Raw genomic sequence first — 23,854 nt, 5'->3', positions numbered from 1 at the left:
ATGAACAAGATCAAGAAGGGCGACAGCGTCGTCGTACTCGCCGGCAAGGACAAGGGCCGTACCGGCGAAGTCCTTCAGGTTATGCCGAAGGAAGACCGCGCCGTCGTGCGTGGCATCAACATGGTGAAGCGCCACCAGCGTCAGTCTCAGACGCAGGAAGCCGGCATCATCAACAAGGAAGCGTCCATTCACCTGTCGAACATCGCGATCGTCGCGAAAGACGGCAAGCCGACCCGCGTTGGCTTCTCCGTCGTCGACGGCAAGAAGGTGCGTGTAGCCAAGCGTACGGGAGATGTGATCGATGGCTGAGGCAAAGTATGAGCCGCGGCTCAAGGTGGAATACAATTCCCGTATCCGCGCCGCGTTGAAGGAGCAGTTCTCCTACACCAACGACATGATGATCCCCAAGCTGGACAAGATCGTCATCAACATGGGTGTCGGCGAAGCGACGGCTGACTCGAAGAAGCCTTCCGTGGCTGCCGCCGACCTGGCCGCCATTGCCGGCCAGAAGCCGGTCATCACCAAGGCACGGAATTCCATCGCGGGCTTCAAGGTTCGCGAATTCATGCCGATCGGTGCAAAGGTCACGCTTCGCGGCGCCCGCATGTACGAATTCATGGACCGTCTGATCAACATCGCGCTTCCGCGCGTTCGCGACTTTCGTGGCTTGAACCCGAAAAGCTTTGACGGCCGTGGCAACTTCGCCATGGGCATCAAGGAGCACATTGTGTTCCCAGAGATCAACTACGACAAGGTTGATCAGATGTGGGGCATGGACATCATCGTTTGCACGACGGCTACCAAGGACGACGAAGCACGGGCTCTCTTGAAAGAGTTCAACTTCCCGTTCCGCCAGTAACCGTAACGACGAGCGTTTAGAAGGAACTCCCATATGGCGAAAACCAGCGCAGTTGAAAAGAACAAGCGCCGCCGCAAGACAGTTGCCAACCAGGCCGCCAAGCGTGCGACCCTGAAGGCAACCATCATGAACCAGGAACTTTCGATCGAAGAACGGTTCAAGGCAACCCTGAAGCTCGCTTCTCTGCCGCGCGATGGCTCGAAGACGCGTATCCGCAACCGTTGCGAAGTCACCGGTCGCCCGCGCGCTTTCTATCGCAAGCTCAGGATGTCGCGTATCGCGCTTCGTGAGCTCGGCAATCTCGGCAAGGTGCCGGGCATCGTCAAGTCGAGCTGGTAAGGAGATCGTTAGATGACCATGACTGATCCCTTGGGCGATATGCTCACCCGTATCCGCAACGGCGCAGCCCGCCGCAAGTCGACCGTTTCCACGCCTGCTTCCAAGCTGCGTGCCCGCGTCCTCGACGTTCTGCAGGCTGAAGGCTATATCCGCGGTTATTCGGAAATCGACTACGGTAACGGCAAGGCCGAGATCGAAATCGAACTCAAGTACTACGAAGGCGCGTCGGTGATCCGTGAGATCGGCCGCGTGTCCAAGCCGGGCCGCCGGGTCTATGTCTCGGTAAAGTCCATTCCGCAGGTCGCGAACGGCCTCGGCATCACCATCCTTTCGACTCCGAAGGGCGTGATGGCCGATCACCAGGCTCGCGAACAGAACGTTGGTGGTGAGGTTCTCTGCTCTGTCTTCTAAGACAGGGTAGGGGAACTCCATAGCGAACAGACAGGATTGAAACATGTCTCGTATCGGTAAAAAACCCGTTCCGGTTCCTGCAGGGATCACGGCCACTGTTGATGGCCAGAAAGTGACTGCCAAGGGCCCGAAGGGTGAGCTTTTCTTCGTCGCAAACGACGAAATCAAGCTGGAACTCGAAAACAATGCTGTCTCGGTGACCCCGGTCAACGACAGCAAGGATGCTCGTTCGAAGTGGGGCATGTCCCGCACGATGATCGAAAACATCTTCAAGGGTGTGAAGGACGGTTTTGAGCGCAAGCTTGAAATCAACGGCGTTGGTTACCGCGCATCGCTGCAGGGCAAGAACCTGCAGCTGGCTCTCGGTTTTTCCCACGACGTGGTCTATCAGACCCCGGAAGGCATCACCATTGCCGTGCCGAAGCCGACGGAAATCATCGTCACCGGCATCAATAAGCAGCAGGTCGGTCAGGTTGCCGCGGAGATCCGTGAATACCGCGGTCCAGAGCCCTACAAGGGCAAAGGCGTCAAGTACGCTGAGGAACGGATCGTCCGCAAGGAAGGCAAGAAGAAGTAAGGACGACGGATCATGGCAACGAGAAAAGAAGCACTCACCAAGCGTGCGAGCCGTGTTCGCCGCCAGATCAAGAAGGTCGCAAACGGCCGTCCGCGTCTGTCGGTTCACCGCTCGTCCAAGAACATCTATGTCCAGGTCATCGACGACGTGGCCGGCCGCACGCTCGCTGCCGCCTCCACGCTCGACGCTGGTCTGCGCGCCTCGCTGAAGACCGGCGCTGACGTTGCGGCTGCCGCCGCTGTCGGCAAGCTGGTTGCGGAACGCGCCACCAAGGCCGGCGTGACGGAAGTCGTGTTCGATCGCGGCGCCTTCATCTATCACGGCCGCATCAAGGCCCTGGCCGAAGCTGCCCGCGAAGGCGGCCTGAGCTTCTAAGAATTTTCGCCCGCATCCCTGAAGAAGGGGAGGCGGGCGAAATGCGGTTCGCCGCACGCATCAGTCGTCCCATCCTAGTCCTTCACGGGCAGGGGATGGTTGGCTCCCGGAAATTGCCCATTGCACCCGGAAAAGAAAAAGGAAAAGAACAATGGCACAAGAAAGAAGAGGCCAGCGCGAAGATCGCCAGAGCCGCGAAGAGCGCGATAGCGAATTCGTCGACAAGCTGGTCGCGATCAACCGCGTCGCCAAGGTCGTCAAGGGCGGCCGTCGTTTTGGTTTCGCAGCTCTCGTCGTCGTCGGCGACCAGAAGGGCCGCGTCGGCTTCGGCCATGGCAAGGCACGCGAAGTGCCGGAAGCCATCCGCAAGGCGACCGAAAGCGCAAAGCGCGATCTGATCTTCGTTCCCCTGCGTGATGGCCGTACGCTGCATCACGATGTCAACGGCCGTCACGGCGCCGGCAAGGTTCTGCTGCGCTCGGCCAAGGCTGGTACCGGCATCATCGCCGGCGGCCCGATGCGCGCCGTATTCGAAACGCTCGGCGTCCATGACGTCGTTGCCAAGTCGACCGGTTCGTCGAACCCTTACAACATGGTTCGCGCCACGTTCGACGCCCTGAAGCATCAGGTGCATCCGAAGGACGTAGCAGCTCAGCGCGGCATCAAGTATGCAACGCTGCAGTCTCGCCGCGCCGCTTCCGGCAATGCGCAGGAAGAATAAGGAGAGCGATAATGGCCAAGAAAGCCACTCAGGCAGAAGCCAAGAAGACGGTTACGGTCGAGCAGACCGGTAGCCCCATCCGCCGCCCGGCCGTACAGCGTCAGACGCTGATCGGTCTCGGCCTCAACAAGATGCACCGGACCCGTACGTTGGAAGATACTCCTTCCGTTCGTGGCATGATCCGGGCTGTCCAGCATCTCGTTCGCGTCGTCGACGAGAAGTGAGACGGAGGAATTGACCATGAAACTGAATGAGATCAAGGACAACGAAGGCTCTTCCAAGGACCGTATCCGCGTAGGTCGCGGCATCGGTTCGGGCAAGGGCAAGACCGGTGGTCGCGGCGTGAAGGGTCAGAAGGCCCGTTCCGGCGTCGCTATCAAGGGCTTCGAAGGCGGCCAGATGCCGATCTATCGTCGCCTGCCGAAGCGCGGCTTCACCAACATCTTCAAGACTGACTACGCCACCGTTTCGCTCGGCCGTATCCAGACCGCGATTGATGCCAAGAAGCTCGACCCGAAGGCAACGATCGATGCTGCCGCCCTTAAGGCTGCCGGCGTCATCCGTCGCCCGAAGGACGGCGTTCGTCTCCTCGCCGACGGCGAGCTGACGTCGAAGGTTTCGATCGAAGTTGCGGGCGCCTCCAAGGCTGCCGTAGAGAAGATCGAGAAGGCCGGAGCTTCGATCAAGCTGCTCGTCGTAGCCGAAGCAGCGGCCGAATAAATCGTTTTGAAATCGCCCGGTTTGTGCTTCACACCGGGCGATTTTATCTCCATATGTGAGCCTCACGATCCCGAAGCGATCCTGTTGGTCGCCTGACCGGGATCATACGGAAAACAGGGTGAGGCATCCGATTGCATTGGCAATCTCGCGCGCCCGGTTTTTTGAACCACAATTTTTAGACTGCTTTCCGGACCTGGCATTTCCCCCGCCGCCGGAGAATTGGTCAGGCGGAGAATTGCATGGCTTCTGCAGCGGAACAACTTGCCTCCAATCTGAATTTTGCGACTTTCGCAAAAGCGGAGGATCTCAAGAAGCGGCTTTGGTTTACCCTCGCGGCACTTCTCGTGTATCGCCTCGGTACCCATATTCCGCTTCCGGGCTTGAACCCCGAAGCCTATGCGCAGGCCTTCCGCGGCCAGGCCGGCGGCATCCTCGGACTTTTCAACATGTTTTCGGGCGGTGCAGTGGAGCGCATGGCGATCTTCGCGCTCGGCATCATGCCCTATATTTCCGCATCGATCATCGTGCAGCTGATGACCTCGGTCGTCCCCTCGCTTGAAAACCTCAAGAAGGAAGGCGAAGCCGGCCGCAAGATCATCAACCAGTACACCCGTTACGGCACGGTGCTGCTTGGTACGCTGCAGGCCTATGGCATTGCAGCCGGCCTCGAGAGCGGCCAGGGCCTGGTGCTGGATCCGGGCTGGTTCTTCAAGATTTCGACGGTCGTGACGCTGCTCGGCGGCACCATGTTCCTGATGTGGCTCGGTGAGCAGATCACCTCGCGCGGCATCGGCAACGGCATTTCGCTGATCATCTTCGCAGGTATCGCCGCAGGTCTTCCGACTGCGCTCGCCGGTACGTTGGAGCTTGGCCGTACCGGTGCGCTCCCGACTGCGCTGATTCTCACCGTCATCGTGGTGGCCATCGGCGTCATCGCCCTTATCGTTTTCGTCGAACGCGCCCAGCGCCGCCTTCTGATCCAGTATCCGAAGCGCCAGGTTGGCAACCGTATGTTCCAGGGCGATACGTCGCACCTGCCGCTGAAGCTCAACACTTCGGGCGTCATCCCGGCGATCTTCGCCTCATCGCTGCTGCTTCTGCCGGCGACCGCCGCGGGCTTTGCCGGCAATTCCGGGCTGCCGGACTGGGCGACGATGATCATCTCGGCGCTCGGCCACGGCCAGCCGCTGTTCATGCTGCTCTACGGCCTGCTGATTGCCTTCTTCGCCTTCTTCTACACGGCGATCGTCTTCAATCCGAAGGACACCGCCGACAATCTGAAGAAGCATGGTGGCTTCATTCCGGGCATCCGTCCGGGCGAACGCACGGCCGAATACATCGATTACGTGCTGACCCGCATCACGGTCGTCGGCGCGATCTACCTTGTCTTCGTCTGCATCCTGCCGGAATTCCTCGTGGCCCGCAGCGGCGTGCCATTAGCCCTTGGTGGGACTTCGCTTTTGATTGTTGTCAGTGTAACCCTCGATACGGTAGCACAGATCCAAGGGCACCTCATTGCGCAGCAGTATGAGGGTCTGATCAAGAAGTCGAAACTGCGCGGAGGAAAGAGGGGACGATGAGACTGATTCTTTTAGGGCCGCCGGGCGCGGGGAAGGGGACCCAGGCCCAGCGGATCGTGGAGAAGCACGGTATCCCGCAGCTCTCCACGGGCGATATGCTGCGTGCGGCAGTGGCCGCCGAGACGGAAGTGGGCAAGCGCGCCAAGGCCGTCATGGATGCAGGCAACCTCGTCTCCGACGAGATCGTCAACGCGATCGTCTCCGAACGCATCGACCAGCCCGATTGCGCCAACGGCTTCATCCTCGATGGTTTCCCGCGCACCCTGGTGCAGGCTGATGCGACCGAGGCGATGCTGAAGGCCAAGGGTCTCGATCTTTCCGTCGTCATCGAGCTGCGGGTCGACGACAAGGAACTCGTGCGTCGCGTTTCGGGGCGTTATTCCTGCGCCAGCTGCGGCACGACCTATCACGACACGGACAAGAAGCCGTCCCAGGAAGGCGTCTGCGACAAGTGCGGTTCGACGCATTTCAAGCGCCGTCCCGACGACAATGCCGAGACCATGACCAAGCGCCTCGAGGTTTACTACAAGGAAACCTCGCCGCTGATCGGTTATTACCACGCCAAGGGCAAGCTCAAGGCTGTGGACGGCATGGCCGAGATGGACAAGGTCACGGCCGAGATCGAAAATATCCTGGCGGCTCTTTGAGCCGTCATCTATCTGTTAAAGAATCTTGGGCGGAGCGGTTGCATTTCAGCGCTGATTCCGTTAAACACCGCGCCAACTCGCGACAGCTTTAGCGATCGGCGCGGATTTCCCGCAAGGACATCCGAGACCGGTCGTTTTGACCTGTTCCGTATGGTGTTTGAACTGGCGGTCATAGATCTGGCTGCTTTCATGGAAGAAGTACCACTTGCCGGATGGCAACTGGAACAAGGAGAATAGGCGTGGCACGTATCGCTGGCGTCAACATCCCGACTGCGAAGCGCGTTGTCATCGCGCTGACCTACATTCACGGGATCGGCCCGAAATTCGCATCGGAAATCATGGAGAAGGTCGGTCTTCCGGCTGAGAAGCGCGTCCATCAGCTGACGGACTCGGAAATCCTCCAGATCCGCGAAACCATCGACCGTGACTATCAGGTCGAAGGCGACCTTCGTCGCGAAACCGCGATGAACATCAAGCGTCTGATGGACCTCGGCTGCTACCGCGGCCTGCGTCATCGCCGCGGCCTTCCGGTCCGCGGTCAGCGCACGCACACCAATGCCCGCACCCGCAAGGGTCCGGCAAAGGCGATCGCTGGTAAGAAGAAGTAATTTGGGTGAGCAGTGGTGGGTGGGTAGTGATCAGATCCTGCCCGCCAACGACTAACGACTGCTCGTTCCCAGGTGGAGCCGCTGGAATTACGGCGGTGCAGAGATCAACGAAAGGGATAAAATGGCCAAGGAAGCCACCCGCGTCCGTAGACGCGAGCGTAAAAATATCACGTCGGGCGTTGCCCACGTCAATTCTACCTTCAACAACACGATGATCACCATCACCGACGCGCAGGGCAATGCGATTGCCTGGTCGTCCGCCGGTGCAAAGGGCTTCAAGGGTTCGCGCAAGTCGACCCCGTTCGCAGCCCAGATTGCTGCCGAAGACTGCGCCAAGAAGGCGCAAGAGCATGGCATGAAGTCGCTGGAAGTCGAAGTCTGCGGCCCGGGTTCCGGCCGTGAATCGGCTCTGCGCGCTCTGCAGGCTGCCGGCTTCATGATCACCTCGATCCGTGACGTGACCCCGATCCCGCACAACGGCTGCCGCCCGCGCAAGAAGCGCCGCGTCTGATCGTCGGAAATTGAAGAGGCTGCCGATCTCGCATCGAGAATTGGGCGGCCTCTGTCTGAGCTCGGGAATAGCCGCCTGACCCTCCTCAAGAGGTTCGGCGGCTTTACCCATATCGCCGATGGACATGGTTCCGATCGGTGCCCCTCATGCTCGGTTGCCACGATTGGATGGTGGCAACGAACGGAAGGTATTTAGTGATGATCCAGAAGAACTGGCAGGAACTGATCAAGCCGAACAAGGTGGAATTCTCCTCCTCCGGCCGTACCAAGGTAACCCTGGTTGCCGAACCCCTCGAGCGCGGCTTCGGCCTGACGCTCGGCAACGCGCTTCGTCGCGTGCTTCTGTCGTCTCTGCGCGGTGCGGCTGTGACCGCCGTGCAGATCGACGGCGTATTGCATGAGTTCTCCTCCATTCCGGGCGTCCGGGAAGATGTGACGGACATCGTGCTCAACATCAAGGAAATCGCCATCAAGATGGATGGCGACGACGCAAAGCGCATGGTCGTGCGCAAGCAGGGCCCGGGCTCGGTGACCGCCGGCGACATCCAGACGGTTGGCGATATCGAGATCCTCAATCCGCACCATGTCATCTGCACCCTCGACGAGGGTGCCGAGATCCGCATGGAATTCACGGTCAACAACGGCAAGGGCTACGTCCCTGCCGATCGTAACCGTGCCGAAGATGCTCCGATCGGTCTCATCCCGGTCGACAGCCTCTATTCGCCTGTTAAGAAAGTGTCCTACAAGGTGGAAAACACCCGCGAAGGTCAGGTTCTCGACTACGACAAGCTGACCATGACCATCGAAACCGATGGCTCGGTCACGGGTGAAGACGCCGTTGCCTTCGCCGCTCGCATCCTTCAGGACCAGCTCTCGGTCTTCGTCAACTTCGACGAGCCGCAGAAGGACGTCGAAGAGGAGTCGGTTACCGAACTCGCGTTCAACCCGGCGCTTCTCAAGAAGGTGGACGAACTGGAACTGTCTGTCCGTTCGGCCAACTGCCTGAAGAACGACAACATCGTTTACATCGGCGATCTCATCCAGAAGACCGAGGCGGAAATGCTGCGCACTCCGAATTTCGGTCGCAAGTCGCTGAACGAGATCAAGGAAGTTCTGGCATCCATGGGCCTCCATCTGGGTATGGAAGTTCCCGCCTGGCCGCCGGAAAACATCGAAGATCTCGCCAAGCGTTACGAAGACCAGTACTGAAATCAGCAAAGGCAGGTTTTGACTGCCTTTCCCCGTCAAACAGCGGGCCTCTGATCGAAAGATGCGAGTGCCCGTATGTGCCAGGAAACGGCAGGCCCTAAGAAGAATGGGTACCTGCATTAAAGGAGAATAGCCATGCGCCACGGAGTAGCCGGCCGCAAGCTCAATCGTACCGCCAGCCACCGCAAGGCGATGTTCGCCAACATGGCGGCTTCGCTCATCACCCACGAGCAGATCGTCACGACCCTTCCGAAGGCGAAGGAAATCCGTCCGATCGTCGAAAAGCTCGTCACCCTCGGCAAGCGCGGCGACCTGCACGCTCGTCGTCAGGCGATCTCGCAGATCCAGGACCAGGACGCCGTCAAGAAGCTGTTCGACGCCATCGCTTCGCGTTACGCAACCCGCAACGGCGGTTACCTGCGCATCATGAAGGCCGGCTTCCGCCAGGGCGACAACGCTGCCATGGCCGTCATCGAGTTCGTTGAACGCGATGTTGACGCCAAGGGCGCAGCCGACAAGGCTCGTGTTGCCGCTGAAGCAGACGCTGCAGAAGCCGCATAATTTTCCGCATCGTCGGAATTGAAAAAGCCGGGTGGAGACGCCCGGCTTTTTCGCGTTTCAGGCCAACCATGATGGCCACTTCACCGATCGACCGCATAGCTTGACCTGCGTCAAGAGCTTCCCCCGCCAACGCGATAAGGTCTCGGCATTGAGACAAAATCGTGAGGTACGGAAAATGGTTGAACATGTAGTTTTTGATAACGAAAAAGACGAACTCGTCATTCCCGCTTTGGCCCCTGTCTATGAAAAGCTGGCGCAGCCCATGGCCTGGAGCATATTCCGGCTGGCGGTCGGCGGCATGCTGGTGATCGAGGGATGGCCGAAGATCATCGCGCCGTTCGCGCAGGTCGGCTTCGTCGAAAATATCGGCATGTATCCGGGCTGGTTCTGGTCGCCCTTCCTAGCCGCCCTGCAATTCTTCGGCGGCATGTTCATCGCTGCCGGCCTGTTCACCCGCCCCGTGGCGCTTGCCAATGGCGTGATGCTGGCCATGACCCTCTGGTTCCACGTCACCCATCCCTATGGCGACGCCTTCCTGACCCCGGCCGGCATCGAGGCGCTGAAGGCCGGCGGCCAGCAGCTCTTCACGCCGCAGGCATTGGTGCGGCTGAAGGATGGCGGTCACATCTTCCTGGAGCAGGTTCAGGGCAAGGCAGAACTGGCATCGCTGTTCTGGACCGGAGGCGCCTTCCTCTACGCCGCCTTCGGAGGAGGCTACCTGTCGCTCGACCGGCTGCTGTTCCGCAAGCATTTCTGAATGGTCCGGAAAGGCTGTCGAACATAAAAGAGCCGGATCGATCGATCCGGCTCCTTGCGTTAAGGGGCATTCATGCGGACCGCTGTGTCCAAGTCCTCCGCGTCAACCGTTCTGTCTTGCCCTTTGTGAGGCCGCAGGCTTCGCCGATTTGCCGTTCCCCCGTTTCCAGTTCATGACCGGTCGCCTGACAGCCCGGTAGGCGATCAGCAGCGCGATCAGCGCGATATGAATGAACGGTACCAGCGTCACCGATTTGACCGCCAGAACGTAGTGGAGCGCGCCCCCGGCCGCGATCAGATAGATCAGCCTATGCAGCCTGTTCCAGCCCTGGGCGAGCTTGCGGATCGACCAATTGTTGGAGGTGACCGCAAGCGGGATCAGCATCAGCAGGCAGGCAAACCCGATGGTGATATAGGGCCGCTTGGCGATATCGCCGCCCACCGCGCCGAAATTGAAGCCGAGGTCGAGCGACACATAAACGGAAAAATGCAGGAGCACATAGTAGAAGGCGATCAACCCGAGCGCCCGGCGATACCGGATCCAGTTGATGCCGGCGAGATCGCGCAGCGGCGTGATCCCGAGCGTCGCGATGATGAACCGCAGCGCCCAGATGCCGAGCTGATGTTCGAACTCCTTGACCGGATTGAAGCCCAGTCCCCCGGTCAGCCCGAGATAGAAGTACCAGGCGGCCGGACAGAGCCCGATCACATAGAGCGCCCAGACGCTGGCCTTGTGATAGCGGCGGGGCAGGGCGGGGAGGCTCGCCATTCTCAGTAATTCGCCTTCAGGTCGAGGCCGTCATAGAGGCTCGCCACCTGATCGGCATAACCGTTGAAGGGCAGCGTCGGGCGACGATTGGCACCGAAGAAGCCACCTTCGCCGATCCGCTGCTCCGTCGCCTGGCTCCAGCGCGGATGATCGACCGCCGGGTTGACGTTGGAATAGAAGCCGTATTCGCGCGCGTTGGCGTTCTTCCAGGTCGTCTCCGGCTGCTTCTCGACGAGCGAAATCCGGACGATCGACTTGATGCTCTTGAACCCGTATTTCCACGGCACGACGAGCCGGATCGGCGCGCCGTTGGGGTTCGGCAGGGTCTCGCCGTAAAGGCCGACCGCAAGGATCGCCAGGGGATGGCGCGCCTCGTCGAGCCTCAGCCCTTCGATATAGGGCCACGGCAGGGGTTGGAAGAATCCCTTCTGGCCCGGCATTTCCTCCGGCCGCACGACAGTCTCGAACGACACGTATTTGGCGCTGCCGAGCGGTTCGACCTGGTCGAGGATCGCAGACAGCGGGAAGCCGATCCAGGGGATCACCATCGACCAGCCCTCGACGCAACGCATCCGGTAGGTGCGCTCCTCGAGGTTCATCTTCATCAGTTCATCGAGCCCGAAATCCTTCGGCTTGCCGACCATGCCGTCCACCTTGACGGACCACGGCGTCGGCTTGAAGTCGCCGGAATTGGCTGCGGGATCGTCCTTGTTGACGCCGAATTCGTAGAAATTGTTGTAGGTGGTGACCGCTTCCTTCGGCGTCAGCTTCTCGTCGAGTTTGTAGGGGCTGGGATTGGCCGTCAGCGGTGCGGCAAAAGCGCTGTCGGCGCCCGCAAAGGCAAGACCGGCGGCCGCGGCAGCGCCCATAAAGTTCCGACGCGACATGTAGATATCGCGGGGGGTGATTTCGGAAGCCGGAATATGCGGCAGGCGATAGGCGGGCATGTCGAAAATCTCCTCTGCGGCAACGGGGTGCCTTCCTGCTCCTATACGTAACGCGGAACCGAAAGGTTTCACAGCGGCGCGAAGATTGCTTCGAACCACGTTTGCGTGAAAAAACCGGAGGTTTGCGGATGGAAATGCAATCGATGGAACCCCATTTCGGTTTTTTAAGTTCTCATCGCAGGGCCATTCGCCCTACAGGAGGAGATGGCATATGACGGCACGCACCTGGGATGCCGGGCGGGATGAAACAATTGCCGATCGCACCGAGAGATTGCGGCGCCTGCGCCGCCTTGCGGGCATCGCGCGGCTGATGGATACGGCGATCGGCATTCCGGGCACCCGCATCCGTTTCGGCGCCGACTCCGTCTTCGGCCTCATCCCGCTCGTGGGGGATGCGGGCGGCGCGCTGGTCGGCCTTTACATCGTCAACGAAGCGCGCAAGCTCGGCCTGCCGCCCGCAAAGCTCACCCGCATGCTCGGCAATGTCGCCGCCGACTCCGTGCTCGGCAGCGTGCCGCTGGCAGGCGATGTCTTCGACCTCTTCTTCAAGTCGCACCGCCGCAACGTGAAGATGATCCTCGAGCACTTCGACGTCCATCCCGATGAACTGCGGGAGAGGTGAAGGCGGCCTGGTCCGACGCTTAGGTCCAACCGTACCGCTTTGGCCTGTCGTGATAGTGACACTCCGGGCGCTTTGCGCTAGGAAAGCCGCAAAACCATGGGCTTTTGCGCGCGTCTCCCGAAAGGGGTAGACTGCGCCGGCCCGAACAAGAGATCGAGGACAACACCATGCCAGCTTACCGCTCGAGAACCACGACCCATGGCCGCAACATGGCAGGCGCGCGCGGGCTTTGGCGCGCAACAGGCATGAAGGACAGCGACTTCGGCAAGCCGATCATCGCGGTGGTCAACTCCTTCACCCAGTTCGTGCCCGGCCACGTGCACCTGAAGGACCTCGGCCAGCTCGTCGCCCGCGAGATCGAAGCGGCCGGCGGCGTCGCCAAGGAATTCAACACGATCGCCGTCGACGACGGCATCGCCATGGGCCATGACGGCATGCTCTATTCGCTGCCGTCGCGCGAAATCATTGCCGACTCGGTCGAATACATGGTCAACGCCCACTGCGCCGACGCCATGGTCTGCATCTCCAACTGCGACAAGATCACTCCCGGCATGCTCAACGCAGCAATGCGCCTTAACATCCCGGCGGTCTTCGTCTCGGGCGGCCCGATGGAGGCCGGCAAGGTCGTCCTGAAGGGCAAGACCCATTCCCTCGACCTGGTCGACGCCATGGTCGCCGCCGCCGACGACAAGATGAGCGACGAGGACGTCAAGGTCATCGAGCGCTCTGCCTGTCCGACCTGCGGTTCGTGCTCGGGCATGTTCACCGCCAATTCGATGAACTGCCTCACCGAAGCGCTCGGCCTGTCGCTGCCCGGCAACGGCTCGACGCTTGCCACCCATGCGGACCGCAAGCGCCTCTTCGTCGAGGCCGGCCACCTGATCGTCGATCTCGCCCGTCGTCATTACGAGCAGGAAGACTATTCCGTCCTGCCGCGCTCGATCGCCACCAAGCAGGCCTTCGAGAACGCCATGACGCTCGACGTCGCCATGGGCGGCTCGACCAATACCGTCCTGCACATCCTCGCGGCAGCCTATGAAGGCGAGGTCGATTTCAACCTCGACGACATCGATCAGCTCTCGCGTCGCGTCCCGTGCCTCTCCAAGGTCGCGCCGGCCAAGGCTGACGTGCATATGGAAGACGTCCACCGCGCCGGCGGCATCATGTCCATCCTCGGCGAACTGGACAAGGGCGGGCTGCTCAACCGCGATTGCTTCACGGTCCATGCCGAAACGCTCGGCGATGCGATCGACCGCTGGGACATCACTCGCACCAACAGCGAGACGGTCCGCAACTTCTTCCGCGCAGCACCGGGCGGCATTCCGACCCAGGTCGCGTTCAGCCAGGACGCCCGCTGGGACGAGCTCGATACCGACCGCGAAAACGGCGTCATCCGCTCGGTCGAACATCCGTTCTCGAAGGATGGCGGCCTTGCGGTCCTCAAGGGCAATATCGCCATCGACGGCTGCATCGTGAAGACGGCCGGCGTCGACGACTCGATCCTGAAATTCACGGGCCCGGCCCGCGTCTTCGAAAGCCAGGATGCCGCCGTCAAGGCGATCCTCGCCAACGAGATCGTCGCGGGCGACGTCGTGGTCATCATCTACGAAGGCCCGAAGGGCGGCCCGGGCATGCAGGAAATGCTCTATCCGACCAGCTACCTGAAATCGAAGGGCCTCGGAAAGGCCTGCGCGCTGATCACCGACGGCCGTTTCTCGGGCGGCACGTCCGGCCTCTCGATCGGCCACGCCTCGCCGGAAGCGGCAAACGGCGGCACGATCGGCCTGGTGCGCGAAGGCGACATGATCGAGATCGACATCCCGAACCGCACGATCAATCTCGCGGTTTCGGATGCGGTCCTCGCCGAGCGCCGCAAAGAGCAGGATGCTTTCGGGTGGAAGCCCTCGCATCCCCGCAAGCGCAACGTCACCACGGCCCTGAAGGCTTACGCCGCGTTTGCCGCGAGTGCTGACAAGGGCGCCGTGCGGATCCTGCCGGAGTAAGCCAGACGACGTTGCGGCTCAGGCGCCTATCCGGCGCTTGAGCCGCAATCCATCCCGAAAACTCATCCCCAGAAGCACGATATTCAGAGCCCCGGCACAGAGCTCAAGCGCCTGCACGGCATAGAACGTCGCGCCAAAATCGCCGTTCAGCGTAAGCTGCCGCAGTATGAGTGCGCAGGGGACCAGCACCAGCAATCCATTGAGCGCGATCACCGGCATCCGCTTCTTCTTTGCAACGATTGCCGGGTGTTTCCATCGCCCGCCGAGCCGGAAGCCGCTGAACCCCGAAAAGGCGAGCGCCGGGATCAGCAGCGGCAATCCCCAGGGAATGGCAAGCTTGACCGAGCGGATCATCTCCATATTGCCGGAGATTTCGCTGAATGCGGTCGATAACCAGAAGGCGAGTATACTCGCCAGCGCCAGTGCCCCGGCGACGGGATGAAGAACTTTCATCGATTTGGTCCTTAGAGGAGATTAGTCCGGCGGGCGCAGGGCGTCGAGGCCGGCTGAAAGCTGTTCGAGACTGCCGATCGCGGCACGAAGCCCGGCGGCATTCATTTCTTCCGCCAATCTGGCGGCCATGGCATGCCATTCTTTCATGATCGCCGCATAGGCCTCCTGTCCGTGGAGGGTGAGGCGAACGAGCCGCGCCCGCTTGTGATGCGGGTTTTCGTCAAGCGCCACGATGCCATCCCGCTCGAGTTCATCGATAAGCCGCTGCACCGATTGCCGTGCGAGGCCCATGTTGCGAGCGATTTGCGCGACCGTGAGCGGTTGGCCAGCAAGCTCGACAGCGCCCATCACCTGCCAGCGGGCGCTGGACAAGCCGAAAGGAGCGGTGAGACTGTCGCCTGCGGCGATCAGTGCTCCATTGGCGCGAAAAACCGTCAAGGCAAGCGTGGTGACCATTTCATCAATATTGTCTTTCATGGCAGCATACTGTCAAATTGACAGCATGTTGTCAATAATGGCTCTGGCGCTTATGTCTGGATATCCTAGAGCGGCCGAGCCAAATTCTTGTAAGCTTCGTCGAGCTGCTTCAGCCGCTCCGTATACGACGCCTGGATGCATTCGACATCCTCGCCGCAGGCCTGGCGTTTCTTCAGCCAGGCGCTCTGTTCGTCCTGCAGCTTGCCGCGGTTGCCCATCGCCATCAGGCCGGTGAGGATGTCGAAGGTCGTCACCATCTTCACGTCGGCATCGTTGAGCGTGCGCGTGTCGCAGATCGCCTTCTCGTCGGCGGCGAGATCGCCGCGCTCGCAGTCGAAGCTTGCTGCCGACGCGGGTAGGCCCGAGATCGTCAGGCCGAGGAGAAGGCCGGTCGAGGCAATGGCGGTGGTCACATGTCGCATGGCTGCACTCCTGATCTCGATGCGCAACGCTTCGGGATCAGGTCAGTTCCCAGAGGCTCCACAGAGCGAAGCCGAAACAACAGATCCAGATGGCAAGGATGAAGGCGAAGCCGATGCGGCTGGTCGGTCGTTCCGCCCAACGCTCGGCCTCCTGGCGGAACTCGCTCATCAATGGCGCCGGCACGAGCCTCACCGCCAGCATGATGCCGAGCGGCACGATCAGCAGATCGTCGAGATAGCCGAGAACCGGGATGAAATCGGGAATGAGGTCGATCGGCGACAGCGCATAGGCCGCAACCGCGCCGGCCGCCAGCTTGGCATGCCACGGCACGCGGCGGTCGCGCGAAGCGAGCCACAAGGCCAGAACGTCGCGTTTCAGCCGTTTCGCCCAGCCTTTCGCCTTAACCAACAAGGTCATGTTTTTCTCCGCATATCGGCCCTATATAGTGTGAAATGCTTGACGGTTTTCGCCATAATTTCCGTTGTTCCGCCACCTTTCCTTTCTAGCGTCCCGCGCTACAAATCGATCCGGATTTTCTGAAAATGAGGACTTACATGCTGACCATGCTGAAACGCGTGTCGACTGGCCTTCTCGCTCTCGCTCTCCTGATGCCGGTCGCGGCGCGCGCTCAGGAAAAGGCGGTGCCGCAGAGCCGCCAGGAAATGCAGCTCTCCTTCTCACCGCTGGTCAAGCAGACGGCCGGTGCCGTCGTCAACGTTTATGCCGAGCGCGTCGTGCAGCGCCTCAATCCGTTTGCGGGGGACCCCTTCTTCGAACAGTTCTTCGGCCAGCGCATGCCGAACCGCTCGGAAAAGCAGTCGTCGCTGGGTTCCGGCGTCATCCTTGCGGCAGACGGCCTCGTCGTCACCAACAACCACGTCATCGAAGGCGCCGACGACATCAAGATCGCGCTCGCCGACGGCCGCGAATTTCCGTGCGACGTGGTGCTGAAGGACGCGAGCATCGACTTGGCCGTGCTGCGCATCAAGTCGAAGGAGCATTTTCCGGTTCTCGCCATCGGTGATTCCGATCGAACCGAAGTAGGCGACCTGGTGCTTGCGATCGGCAACCCGTTCGGCGTCGGCCAGACGGTGACCAGCGGCATCGTCTCCGCACTGGCCCGCAACCAGGTCACCACGGGCGATTTCGGCTTCTTTATCCAGACCGACGCCTCGATCAATCCGGGCAATTCCGGCGGCGCGCTGATGAACATGAATGGTGAGCTGATCGGCATCAACACCGCGATCTTTTCGCGCGGCGGCGGTTCGAACGGTATCGGTTTCGCGATCCCGGCCAATCTCGTGAAAGTCTTCCTGGCGGCGGCTGCCGCAGGCAAGACGAGCTTCGAACGCCCCTTCGTCGGCGCGAGCTTCGATGCGGTCAACTCAGATGTGGCCGAGGCGCTCGGCCTCAAGACTGCCCGCGGCGCGCTGGTGACACGCGTTGTCGAGAGTGGACCGGCGGACAAGGCAGGCCTGAAGCCCGGCGAAGTGGTGACCGCCGTCAACGGCATTTCGGTCGAGCATCCCGATGCTCTCGGTTACCGGCTGACGACCGCCGGCCTCGGCAGGCAGGCGGTGCTGACTGTCCAGACCGCCGATGGCCAGCGGCAGGTGAACCTGGCGCTCAACACCGCCCCGGAAACAACGCCGCGCGACGAGCGGCTGATCGAGGGGCGCAATCCGTTTGCCGGCCTTCGCGTTGCCAACCTGTCGCCGAAGCTCGCGACCGAGCTGCGCATCCCGGCTGAAAAGACCGGCGTGGTCGTGACCGACGTGACGCGCAACTCTCCCGCCGCCCGCCTCGGTTTCGAGCCGAAGGACATCCTGATCTCCCTGAACGGCACTGCCGTCACCAGCACCAAGGGCATGGAAACCATGCTCGGCGACGATCCGGGCTTCTGGCGGGTGGAGATCGAGCGTGGTGGGCAGCGTATCAGGCAGTTCTTCCGATGAGCGGTGATCTCTTCGCGCCGAAGGTTCCGGAAGAGGTCGCCAACCGGCGGCCGCTTGCCGACCGCTTGCGGCCGAAGTCGCTTGCCGAAGTCACCGGACAGCCGCACCTGACAGGCGAGGATGGCGCGCTGCGGCGGATGATCGATAGCGGCTCGCTAGGCTCGATGATCTTCTGGGGTCCGCCCGGCACAGGCAAGACCACGGTGGCACGGCTGCTGTCCGGCGAGGCGGGGCTCGCCTTCGAACAGATCTCGGCGATCTTTTCCGGCGTTGCCGACTTGAAGAAGGTTTTCGAGACCGCACGCCTGCGCCGCATGGACGGCCGCCAGACGCTGCTCTTCGTCGACGAGATCCATCGTTTCAACCGCGCCCAGCAGGATAGTTTCCTGCCCGTCATGGAGGATGGCACCGTCATCCTGGTCGGCGCCACCACCGAGAACCCGAGCTTCGAACTCAACGCCGCTCTCCTGTCGCGTGCCCGGGTGCTGACCTTCCGCAGCCATGACGAGGAAAGCCTGAGCGAGCTTCTCACCCGCGCCGAACAGGCCGAAGGCAAGCCGCTGCCGCTCGACGAGGACGCCCGCGCCAGCCTTATCCGCATGGCGGATGGCGATGGCCGCGCCGTGCTGACGCTCGCCGAGGAGGTCTGGCGCGCCGCAAGGGAAGGGGAGGTCTTCGATACGACGGGCCTCACCCAGATCGTCCAGCGCCGCGCCCCGGTCTACGACAAGGCGCAGGACGGCCATTACAATCTGATCTCGGCGCTCCACAAGTCGGTGCGCGGCTCCGATCCGGACGCGGCGCTCTATTATCTGGCGCGGATGTTCGATGCCGGCGAGGACCCGCTTTATCTCGGCCGCCGGCTGGTGCGCATGGCGGTCGAGGATATCGGCCTTGCCGATCCGCAGGCGCTGGTCGTCTGCAATGCCGCCAAGGATGCCTATGACTATCTCGGTTCGCCGGAAGGTGAGCTGGCTTTCGCCCAGGCCTGCGTGTATCTGGCGACCGCGCCGAAATCCAACGCGGTCTACATGGCCTTCAAGGCGGCCACTCGGGCCGCCAAGGAAAACGGCTCGCTCCTGCCGCCCAAGCACATCCTCAATGCCCCGACCAAGCTGATGAAGGGCGAGGGCTATGGCGACGGTTATCGCTACGACCACGACGAGCCGGATGCCTTTTCAGGCCAGGATTATTTTCCGGAAAAGATGGGGCGGCAGACGTTCTACGATCCGCCGGAGCGCGGTTTCGAGCGTGACATCCGCAAGCGGCTCGACTGGTGGGCCAAGCTTCGCAAGGAACGAAACCCGAAGTGATCCTCTTCTGAAACCGATCAGGAGGCCTGTTTCTGGGCCACGACGTTGGCCGGCGCCCCGATCAGCCGGACGGAGGATTCAGCCAGCCCGTGATGGCCTTCCATGTCGACGATGACGTGCCAGTGGCCGGCCTCCGGGATCACCAGGCGAATGGGGGACCGCTTGGCGATGCCGCCGACATATTTGAAATCGAGAAGCTCCGTAAAACGCTGGAAGTTGGCGGCGTTCATCAGGCGCACGTTGTTGACCGCATTCAACGTCACCTCGATCGTCGTCCCCGCGCGTTGCGGTTTCAGATCGTAGTGGGTAAAGCGGAAATTCGGTACGGCCATTCCTGCCTCATTGGTGCCAGCATAGAAGTTCATCAATCTTAACGATATGTCGTTAACGAATGGTGGAACATAACGGCTAGCTGTGTGTTTAGTTTCTGAAGACCAGCTTCAGCCGGCACGGTCCCCATGCCGAGCAGAAGACAATCAGGCGGCTTTCGTCCCCTGCAGCCGCCGTACAAAAATAATATTTTGACCTCCAATCTGCCTGTCCCGCCGTCTCCCCGCGGCGGGATTTTCTTTGGGCGAAGAATTTTTGGCATGGATTGTAGGCCCGGGCTCGTCCTCTCCGTCCTTGGGGCATCACCCCCAAGCAAATTCCCGAGGAGGACGTCATGTCGATCAGGATAATCGCCACCGCAATTGCAGCCTTTGCCGCATCGTTTATTCCGGCATTCGCCGAAGCGCAGGAGCCGAAATCGGCCGCACCGCAGGCGGCGGCCGTCGAGCCGTCGAAGAAGGGCCGCGTCGAGGCCGGCGGCATCAGCTATTATTACGAGATCCGCGGGGAAGGCGAACCGCTCCTGCTGCTCCATGGGGGTCTCGGCTCCATCGACATGTTCGCCCCGATCATGCCGTCGTTGACGGAGCACCGCCAGGTCATCGCCGTCGATCTCCAGGGCCACGGCCGCACCCCGCTCGGCAAGCGTCCGATCAGCCTGGAAGCCATGGGCGCCGACATGGGCAGGATCGTCTCCGAACTCGGCTACCGCCAGGTCGATGTGCTCGGTTATTCCATGGGCGGCGGCATCGCGCTGCAGATGGCCGCTCAGGCGCCTGAAAAGGTGCGGCGGCTCGTCATCGCCTCGGCACCGTTTGCCAGGCGCGGCTTCTTTCCGGAAATGATCCCGCAGCAGGAGGCCGTCACCGGTGCCATGGCCGAGATGATGAAGGACACGCCGATGTTCATCTCCTACAAGGCCGTGGCACCGGATGTCTCCGAATTCCCGCGGCTCCTCGATGCGATGGGCGATCTGATGCGCCGGGACTACGATTTCTCCGATGCGGTGGCCAAGTTGACCATGCCGGTCATGCTGGTCTTCGGCGACAGCGACATGGTGCGCCCAGAGCATATCGTCGAGTTTTATCAGAAGCTCGGCGGCGGCCTGAAGGATGCCGGCTGGATGCGGGAGAACATGCCGAAGAACCGGCTGGCGATCCTGCCCGATTTGACCCACTACGAAGCATTCGCATCGCCGGTCCTGGTGCCGACCGTGCTTCCTTTCCTCAACGGCAAGAGCAACGCGCCGAACTGGGCGGAGCAGGTCAGGAAGTGAAACCGCAATAAATGCCATGCCGGCCGAAAGGCCGGCATGGCTTCCATTTCAAGCACTTGCCGGCATCTGCGGATTCCCCTTCGGAAACACTTGAATCAGTTTCTGAGGTTTTCGCGGTCGAGCTGCAGCGTCAGCGCCAGCACCGTTTCGCAGGTCGGGGTCGGCACGCCGGCGAGCTTGCCGAGCGCCACCACCATGCCGGTCAGCGGAACGATCTCCAGTGCCTTTCCGGCAAGCAGGTCCTGCAGCATCGAGGTTCTGACCGGGCCGAAACCGCCCGAACGGCCGAGCTGTTGCTCGACGCCGCCGCTGAAGACCGCGCCAAGCGCCTCGCCGACAGCCTTGGTTTCCGCCATCACCTTGCCGACCTGCGCGACCAGAACCGGATTTTCCATGATGCTGTTCATCCGGCCGCGGGTAAGCGCGCTGATGGGGTTATAGGCGGCGTTGCCCATCAGTTTGGTCCAGATCTCGTCACGGATACGCTGGGTTGGGATGATGTTGAGACCGGCGCGGCCGAGAAGCTCGCAGATCGACACCAGGTCCGGTGAAAGCTCGCCCGATGGTTCGCCGAGGAAAAAGCGGCCCTCGCCGTTGAGCCGAATGGTGCCGGGTTCGGTCACTTCCGCGCCCTGATAGGCGACGCAGCCGATGACCCGTTCCGGCCCGACCAGCCGCCAGAGCTTGCCTTCAGGATCGAGTTCCGGGAGCTGTCTTTCCGCATGCCCGCTTTCGGAATCCCGATGGAAATACCACCAGGGAATGCCGTTGAGGATCATGATGACCCGCGCGCCGTCCTTGAGAAGGCCGGCAAGGCCTTCGGCGGCGTCGCTAAGCTGGTGTCCCTTGAGACCGGTAACGATCAGGTCCTGTTTTGGCAGCTCCGACGGGTCGCTGGTGGCGGCGATACGCGCGTGGAGTGGCGCGGCATCGCCGCCCTGCTCGACGGTCAGGCCCTTGTCGCGAATGGCGGCCAGATGCGCGCCGCGCGCCACGATGGAGACATTGGCCTCAGCGCCGAGCCCGCTTGCGATCTTCGTCGCAAACGTGCCCCCGAGAGCGCCCGCACCATAGACGCAGATATTCCTGATGGTCATGATCCTCACCGACACTGAAATGCAATGCGGTAGATCTAGGACATCTCCGACGGTCAGGCGAACGAGTTTTTGTGATGGGTCAATGAGTTCTGCTGGCGACGAGTTCCGTCCGGCGAAGCTCGTCGATGGCGGCAACGGCGTCCTCCACGGACCAACCGGCCTTGACGGCAGCGGCAACCATCTTGATCTCCGCCTCCTCTTCGAGCGCAAGAAAGAGCGGTTCGAGAGCCTCCTGAACGGTGAGGATATGTTCATCCGGCGGGGCGATGGACGTACGTGCAGCGGACGTAGGCATGATACGCTGGGCTCCTCTCTCTTTTGTGATCGAATCCTCACAATTGCTGTGAGCGGAAAAAGTTCCACCCAACTTGTGGAAAATTTCATCAGGATGCTTTCTGCAGCCTAAAGCTTGTTCTTTCGCCAAGCCTCTGCCTTGTTGCCGGGCTAAAATACATGTGATTCGGGTGCCACGAGGCCGCCCGGCCGGCGGGTGCCGATGCCAAGGAGATTGTGATGACGGACGCCAAAAAATACCAGATCACCGAAATGCGGCCGAAGATCACCGTGATCGGCGTCGGCGGCGGCGGCGGTAACGCCATCAACAACATGATCGCCGAGGAATTGGAAGGCGTCGATTTCATCGCCGCCAACACCGACGCGCAGGTTCTCGCAACGTCAAAGGCATCGCGGCGCATCCAGCTCGGCGCCCACGTGACCGAAGGTCTTGGTGCCGGCTCGCTGCCGGAGATCGGCCGCGCTGCAGCGGAAGAATCGATCGACGAGATCATGGACCATCTCTCCGGCTCGCACATGTGCTTCGTGACGGCCGGCATGGGCGGCGGCACAGGCACCGGTGCCGCACCGATCATCGCCCAGGCAGCTCGCAATGCCGGCATCCTGACGGTCGGCGTCGTCACCAAGCCGTTCACCTTCGAAGGCAACCGCCGCATGAAGACGGCCGATGCCGGCATCGAGGAACTGCGCCGCGCCGCCGACACCGTCATAGTCATTCCGAACCAGAACCTGTTCCGCATTGCCGATGCCAAGACCACGTTTGCCGACGCATTCATGACCGCCGACAAGGTGCTGTTTGCCGGCGTCGGCTGCATTACCGACCTGATCGTCAAGGAAGGCCTGATCAACCTCGATTTCGCCGACGTGAAATCGGTGATGAAGGGCATGGGCCGGGCGATGATGGGCACGGGCGAAGCCTCCGGCGACGGCCGCGCGCTGCTCGCCGCGGAAGCGGCGATCGCCAATCCGCTGCTCGACGACATCTCGATGAAGGGTGCCAAGGGCGTGCTGATCTCGATCTCCGGCGGCTCCGACATGACGCTGTTCGAGGTGGACGAGGCCGCAAGCCGCATCCGCGACGAAGTCATGGACGATGCCGACATCGTCGTCGGCGCGATCTTCGACCGCAATCTCGACGGCAAGTTCCGCGTTTCGGTCGTCGCGACCGGCCTCGATGGCGGCGAAGCGGGGGTCGCTCCGGGCACTCCGGCGGACATGCAGCCTTACCAGCGCACGCTGCAGTAATCGCATCTATTTAGAAAACAGCAATTTGACATAGGAGCGGTAGGCGAGAACCTGCCGCTCCAGCAGGGCGGGATCCTTGAGCGCCTTCGACATGATGATCGCCCCGTCCATGACGCAGGACACCATGTTGGCGACATCGACCAGATCGACCGGTTCGCGCGGCGGATAGATGGCGGCGATCTCCTCGATATATCTTAGAAACCGCGCGTTCCAGGACCGGATCGACTCCGAGTTCAGCGTCAGCACTTCATGGTCGAACAGCCGCTCCTGATAGCAGACCGAGGCGATCAGGCAGCCCGGATGGCCGCCCGGCAGGTCGCGCACCAGTTCGCTCAGCAGTTTCAGCCCCAGAAGAAAAGCCTGCAGCGGATCGTCGTTGAGCTCCCGGGCCCGGCCGAAGATATCGTCGAAGATGCGGTCGTTCTCGGCGACGTAGCGGCGCAGCATCTCGCGCGCCAGCTCGTTCTTGTCCCGGAAATGGTAGAAGAACCCGCTCTTGGTGATGCCGGCTTCGGCGATCAGCTCGTCGATCGAGGTGGCGGCGAAGCCCTTGGCGAGCACCGAGGCCTCCGCGATCTCCAGGATGCGGTCGCGGGTGGCTGCTCCTTTGCGTGTCTCCCGCGTTTCCGAAAACTTGACCACCGGTACAGTTTCGCGCTGCCCGGCATCGGCAGCGTCAAGCATTCCCGTCCGTTGAGACATGCTAACCTCCCGTGAGTTCTAGCGAATTTCAAAAATATGCCCGGCTGTACCGCAAGCTTACTAGAAGCTCCGCAC

General features: G+C 61.4%; 32 protein-coding genes. 22 read left to right on the top strand and 10 right to left on the bottom strand.

The annotated features are described in order from the left end of the window. From rplX to GQ59_RS21150, 16 genes are all read left to right on the top strand, one after another. Entirely contained in the window at positions 1-309 is a 309-nt protein-coding gene (rplX, locus tag GQ59_RS21225; protein WP_007770136.1) for a 50S ribosomal protein L24, read from the top strand. Further along, positions 302-859: a 50S ribosomal protein L5 gene (rplE, locus tag GQ59_RS21220; protein WP_037084726.1), complete on the top strand. Its 558-nt coding sequence runs from the start codon at positions 302-304 to the stop codon at positions 857-859. Before rplX ends, rplE begins: the two co-directional genes overlap by 8 nt. Before the next feature lie 33 nt (positions 860-892). Further along, a complete protein-coding gene (gene rpsN / locus GQ59_RS21215; RefSeq protein ID WP_007770129.1) occupies positions 893-1,198 on the top strand; it encodes a 30S ribosomal protein S14 in 306 nt (101 codons plus the stop codon). A gap of 12 nt (positions 1,199-1,210) precedes the next feature. After that, positions 1,211-1,609 carry a 30S ribosomal protein S8 gene (gene rpsH, locus GQ59_RS21210; RefSeq protein WP_037084724.1) on the top strand — a complete coding sequence of 133 codons (399 nt, stop codon included), beginning with the start codon at positions 1,211-1,213 and terminating at the stop codon, positions 1,607-1,609. Positions 1,610-1,652: 43 nt separating this feature from the next. Beyond that, positions 1,653-2,186 (top strand): 50S ribosomal protein L6, encoded by a 534-nt coding sequence (gene rplF, locus GQ59_RS21205; RefSeq protein ID WP_037084723.1) that lies wholly within the window; start codon positions 1,653-1,655, stop codon positions 2,184-2,186. Positions 2,187-2,198: 12 nt separating this feature from the next. Next, positions 2,199-2,561: a 50S ribosomal protein L18 gene (rplR, locus tag GQ59_RS21200; RefSeq protein ID WP_037084721.1), complete on the top strand. Its 363-nt coding sequence runs from the start codon at positions 2,199-2,201 to the stop codon at positions 2,559-2,561. Between the two features lie 151 nt (positions 2,562-2,712). Then, a complete protein-coding gene (gene rpsE, locus GQ59_RS21195) occupies positions 2,713-3,282 on the top strand; it encodes a 30S ribosomal protein S5 (RefSeq protein WP_037084719.1) in 570 nt (189 codons plus the stop codon). An 11-nt stretch (positions 3,283-3,293) separates the two neighbouring features. After that, positions 3,294-3,506, top strand: a complete 213-nt coding sequence (gene rpmD / locus GQ59_RS21190; RefSeq protein ID WP_037084714.1) for a 50S ribosomal protein L30 — start codon at positions 3,294-3,296, stop codon at positions 3,504-3,506. 16 nt (positions 3,507-3,522) lie between these two features. Continuing rightward, positions 3,523-4,002, top strand: a complete 480-nt coding sequence (gene rplO, locus GQ59_RS21185; RefSeq protein WP_037084712.1) for a 50S ribosomal protein L15 — start codon at positions 3,523-3,525, stop codon at positions 4,000-4,002. Between the two features lie 239 nt (positions 4,003-4,241). Beyond that, the gene (secY, locus tag GQ59_RS21180) at positions 4,242-5,582 is read left to right on the top strand and encodes a preprotein translocase subunit SecY (protein ID WP_037084710.1); all 1,341 of its coding nucleotides are present in this window, start codon (positions 4,242-4,244) and stop codon (positions 5,580-5,582) included. Continuing rightward, on the top strand, positions 5,579-6,229 hold the full coding sequence (locus GQ59_RS21175; protein WP_037084709.1) for an adenylate kinase: 651 nt from the start codon (positions 5,579-5,581) through the stop codon (positions 6,227-6,229). Before secY ends, GQ59_RS21175 begins: the two co-directional genes overlap by 4 nt. Positions 6,230-6,468: 239 nt before the next feature. After that, positions 6,469-6,837, top strand: coding sequence for a 30S ribosomal protein S13 (gene rpsM / locus GQ59_RS21170; RefSeq protein WP_037084707.1), 369 nt, complete (start codon positions 6,469-6,471; stop codon positions 6,835-6,837). Between the two features lie 121 nt (positions 6,838-6,958). Then, positions 6,959-7,348, top strand: coding sequence for a 30S ribosomal protein S11 (gene rpsK, locus GQ59_RS21165; RefSeq protein ID WP_007766864.1), 390 nt, complete (start codon positions 6,959-6,961; stop codon positions 7,346-7,348). A gap of 197 nt (positions 7,349-7,545) precedes the next feature. After that, positions 7,546-8,556 (top strand): DNA-directed RNA polymerase subunit alpha, encoded by a 1,011-nt coding sequence (locus GQ59_RS21160; protein WP_007766867.1) that lies wholly within the window; start codon positions 7,546-7,548, stop codon positions 8,554-8,556. A gap of 135 nt (positions 8,557-8,691) precedes the next feature. Then, positions 8,692-9,117 carry a 50S ribosomal protein L17 gene (rplQ, locus tag GQ59_RS21155; protein ID WP_007766870.1) on the top strand — a complete coding sequence of 142 codons (426 nt, stop codon included), beginning with the start codon at positions 8,692-8,694 and terminating at the stop codon, positions 9,115-9,117. A 175-nt stretch (positions 9,118-9,292) separates the two neighbouring features. Continuing rightward, positions 9,293-9,874, top strand: coding sequence for a DoxX family protein (locus tag GQ59_RS21150; protein ID WP_037084706.1), 582 nt, complete (start codon positions 9,293-9,295; stop codon positions 9,872-9,874). Positions 9,875-9,976: 102 nt separating this feature from the next. Here GQ59_RS21150 and msrQ read toward each other — a convergent pair whose 3' ends face one another. Together msrQ and msrP are read right to left on the bottom strand one after the other, a co-directional pair. After that, positions 9,977-10,642, bottom strand: a complete 666-nt coding sequence (gene msrQ, locus GQ59_RS21145; RefSeq protein ID WP_037084704.1) for a protein-methionine-sulfoxide reductase heme-binding subunit MsrQ — start codon at positions 10,640-10,642, stop codon at positions 9,977-9,979. Positions 10,643-10,644: 2 nt separating this feature from the next. Then, on the bottom strand, positions 10,645-11,589 hold the full coding sequence (gene msrP, locus GQ59_RS21140) for a protein-methionine-sulfoxide reductase catalytic subunit MsrP (RefSeq protein WP_037084703.1): 945 nt from the start codon (positions 11,587-11,589) through the stop codon (positions 10,645-10,647). A gap of 211 nt (positions 11,590-11,800) precedes the next feature. Between msrP and GQ59_RS21135 the strand changes: the two genes are divergently transcribed. Both GQ59_RS21135 and ilvD read left to right on the top strand, forming a co-directional pair. Further along, a complete protein-coding gene (locus GQ59_RS21135; protein WP_037084702.1) occupies positions 11,801-12,211 on the top strand; it encodes a DUF4112 domain-containing protein in 411 nt (136 codons plus the stop codon). Positions 12,212-12,378: 167 nt separating this feature from the next. After that, positions 12,379-14,214, top strand: a complete 1,836-nt coding sequence (gene ilvD, locus GQ59_RS21130) for a dihydroxy-acid dehydratase (protein WP_037084700.1) — start codon at positions 12,379-12,381, stop codon at positions 14,212-14,214. A gap of 18 nt (positions 14,215-14,232) precedes the next feature. On the opposite strand, the gene GQ59_RS21125 is transcribed toward ilvD, so the two are convergent. From GQ59_RS21125 to GQ59_RS21110, 4 genes are all read right to left on the bottom strand, one after another. Continuing rightward, positions 14,233-14,667 (bottom strand): hypothetical protein, encoded by a 435-nt coding sequence (locus tag GQ59_RS21125; RefSeq protein ID WP_037084698.1) that lies wholly within the window; start codon positions 14,665-14,667, stop codon positions 14,233-14,235. 21 nt (positions 14,668-14,688) lie between these two features. Then, positions 14,689-15,144, bottom strand: coding sequence for a MarR family winged helix-turn-helix transcriptional regulator (locus tag GQ59_RS21120; protein ID WP_037084697.1), 456 nt, complete (start codon positions 15,142-15,144; stop codon positions 14,689-14,691). A 65-nt stretch (positions 15,145-15,209) separates the two neighbouring features. Further along, positions 15,210-15,566: a lysozyme inhibitor LprI family protein gene (locus GQ59_RS21115; protein WP_037084695.1), complete on the bottom strand. Its 357-nt coding sequence runs from the start codon at positions 15,564-15,566 to the stop codon at positions 15,210-15,212. Positions 15,567-15,603: 37 nt separating this feature from the next. Continuing rightward, positions 15,604-15,984 carry a YkvA family protein gene (locus GQ59_RS21110; protein WP_037084694.1) on the bottom strand — a complete coding sequence of 127 codons (381 nt, stop codon included), beginning with the start codon at positions 15,982-15,984 and terminating at the stop codon, positions 15,604-15,606. Between the two features lie 137 nt (positions 15,985-16,121). Here GQ59_RS21110 and GQ59_RS21105 point away from each other — a divergent pair, with 137 nt between their 5' ends. Next, positions 16,122-17,522: a DegQ family serine endoprotease gene (locus tag GQ59_RS21105; protein ID WP_037084692.1), complete on the top strand. Its 1,401-nt coding sequence runs from the start codon at positions 16,122-16,124 to the stop codon at positions 17,520-17,522. Further along, a complete protein-coding gene (locus GQ59_RS21100) occupies positions 17,519-18,835 on the top strand; it encodes a replication-associated recombination protein A (protein WP_037084691.1) in 1,317 nt (438 codons plus the stop codon). The genes GQ59_RS21105 and GQ59_RS21100 overlap by 4 nt, the downstream gene beginning before the upstream one ends. Positions 18,836-18,852: 17 nt before the next feature. On the opposite strand, the gene GQ59_RS21095 is transcribed toward GQ59_RS21100, so the two are convergent. Further along, positions 18,853-19,167, bottom strand: coding sequence for a DUF1883 domain-containing protein (locus tag GQ59_RS21095; protein WP_037084690.1), 315 nt, complete (start codon positions 19,165-19,167; stop codon positions 18,853-18,855). 332 nt (positions 19,168-19,499) lie between these two features. Here GQ59_RS21095 and GQ59_RS21090 point away from each other — a divergent pair, with 332 nt between their 5' ends. Next, on the top strand, positions 19,500-20,441 hold the full coding sequence (locus tag GQ59_RS21090; RefSeq protein WP_037084689.1) for an alpha/beta fold hydrolase: 942 nt from the start codon (positions 19,500-19,502) through the stop codon (positions 20,439-20,441). A gap of 95 nt (positions 20,442-20,536) precedes the next feature. On the opposite strand, the gene GQ59_RS21085 is transcribed toward GQ59_RS21090, so the two are convergent. Both GQ59_RS21085 and GQ59_RS21080 read right to left on the bottom strand, forming a co-directional pair. After that, the gene (locus GQ59_RS21085; protein ID WP_037084787.1) at positions 20,537-21,538 is read right to left on the bottom strand and encodes a ketopantoate reductase family protein; all 1,002 of its coding nucleotides are present in this window, start codon (positions 21,536-21,538) and stop codon (positions 20,537-20,539) included. A 79-nt stretch (positions 21,539-21,617) separates the two neighbouring features. Further along, the gene (locus tag GQ59_RS21080; protein ID WP_037084687.1) at positions 21,618-21,833 is read right to left on the bottom strand and encodes a hypothetical protein; all 216 of its coding nucleotides are present in this window, start codon (positions 21,831-21,833) and stop codon (positions 21,618-21,620) included. 218 nt (positions 21,834-22,051) lie between these two features. On the opposite strand from GQ59_RS21080, the gene ftsZ reads away from it, so the two are divergent. Then, a complete protein-coding gene (ftsZ, locus tag GQ59_RS21075; protein ID WP_037084685.1) occupies positions 22,052-23,077 on the top strand; it encodes a cell division protein FtsZ in 1,026 nt (341 codons plus the stop codon). 6 nt (positions 23,078-23,083) lie between these two features. On the opposite strand, the gene GQ59_RS21070 is transcribed toward ftsZ, so the two are convergent. Next, on the bottom strand, positions 23,084-23,779 hold the full coding sequence (locus tag GQ59_RS21070) for a TetR/AcrR family transcriptional regulator (protein WP_244448020.1): 696 nt from the start codon (positions 23,777-23,779) through the stop codon (positions 23,084-23,086). Positions 23,780-23,854 lie beyond the last annotated feature (75 nt).

Origin of the sequence: Neorhizobium vignae, assembly GCF_000732195.1 — a bacterium.
Taxonomy (GTDB): domain Bacteria; phylum Pseudomonadota; class Alphaproteobacteria; order Rhizobiales; family Rhizobiaceae; genus Neorhizobium; species Neorhizobium vignae.
Note: the sequence above shows the minus strand (reverse complement) of the source record. Positions and strands in the feature narration are given on the sequence as shown.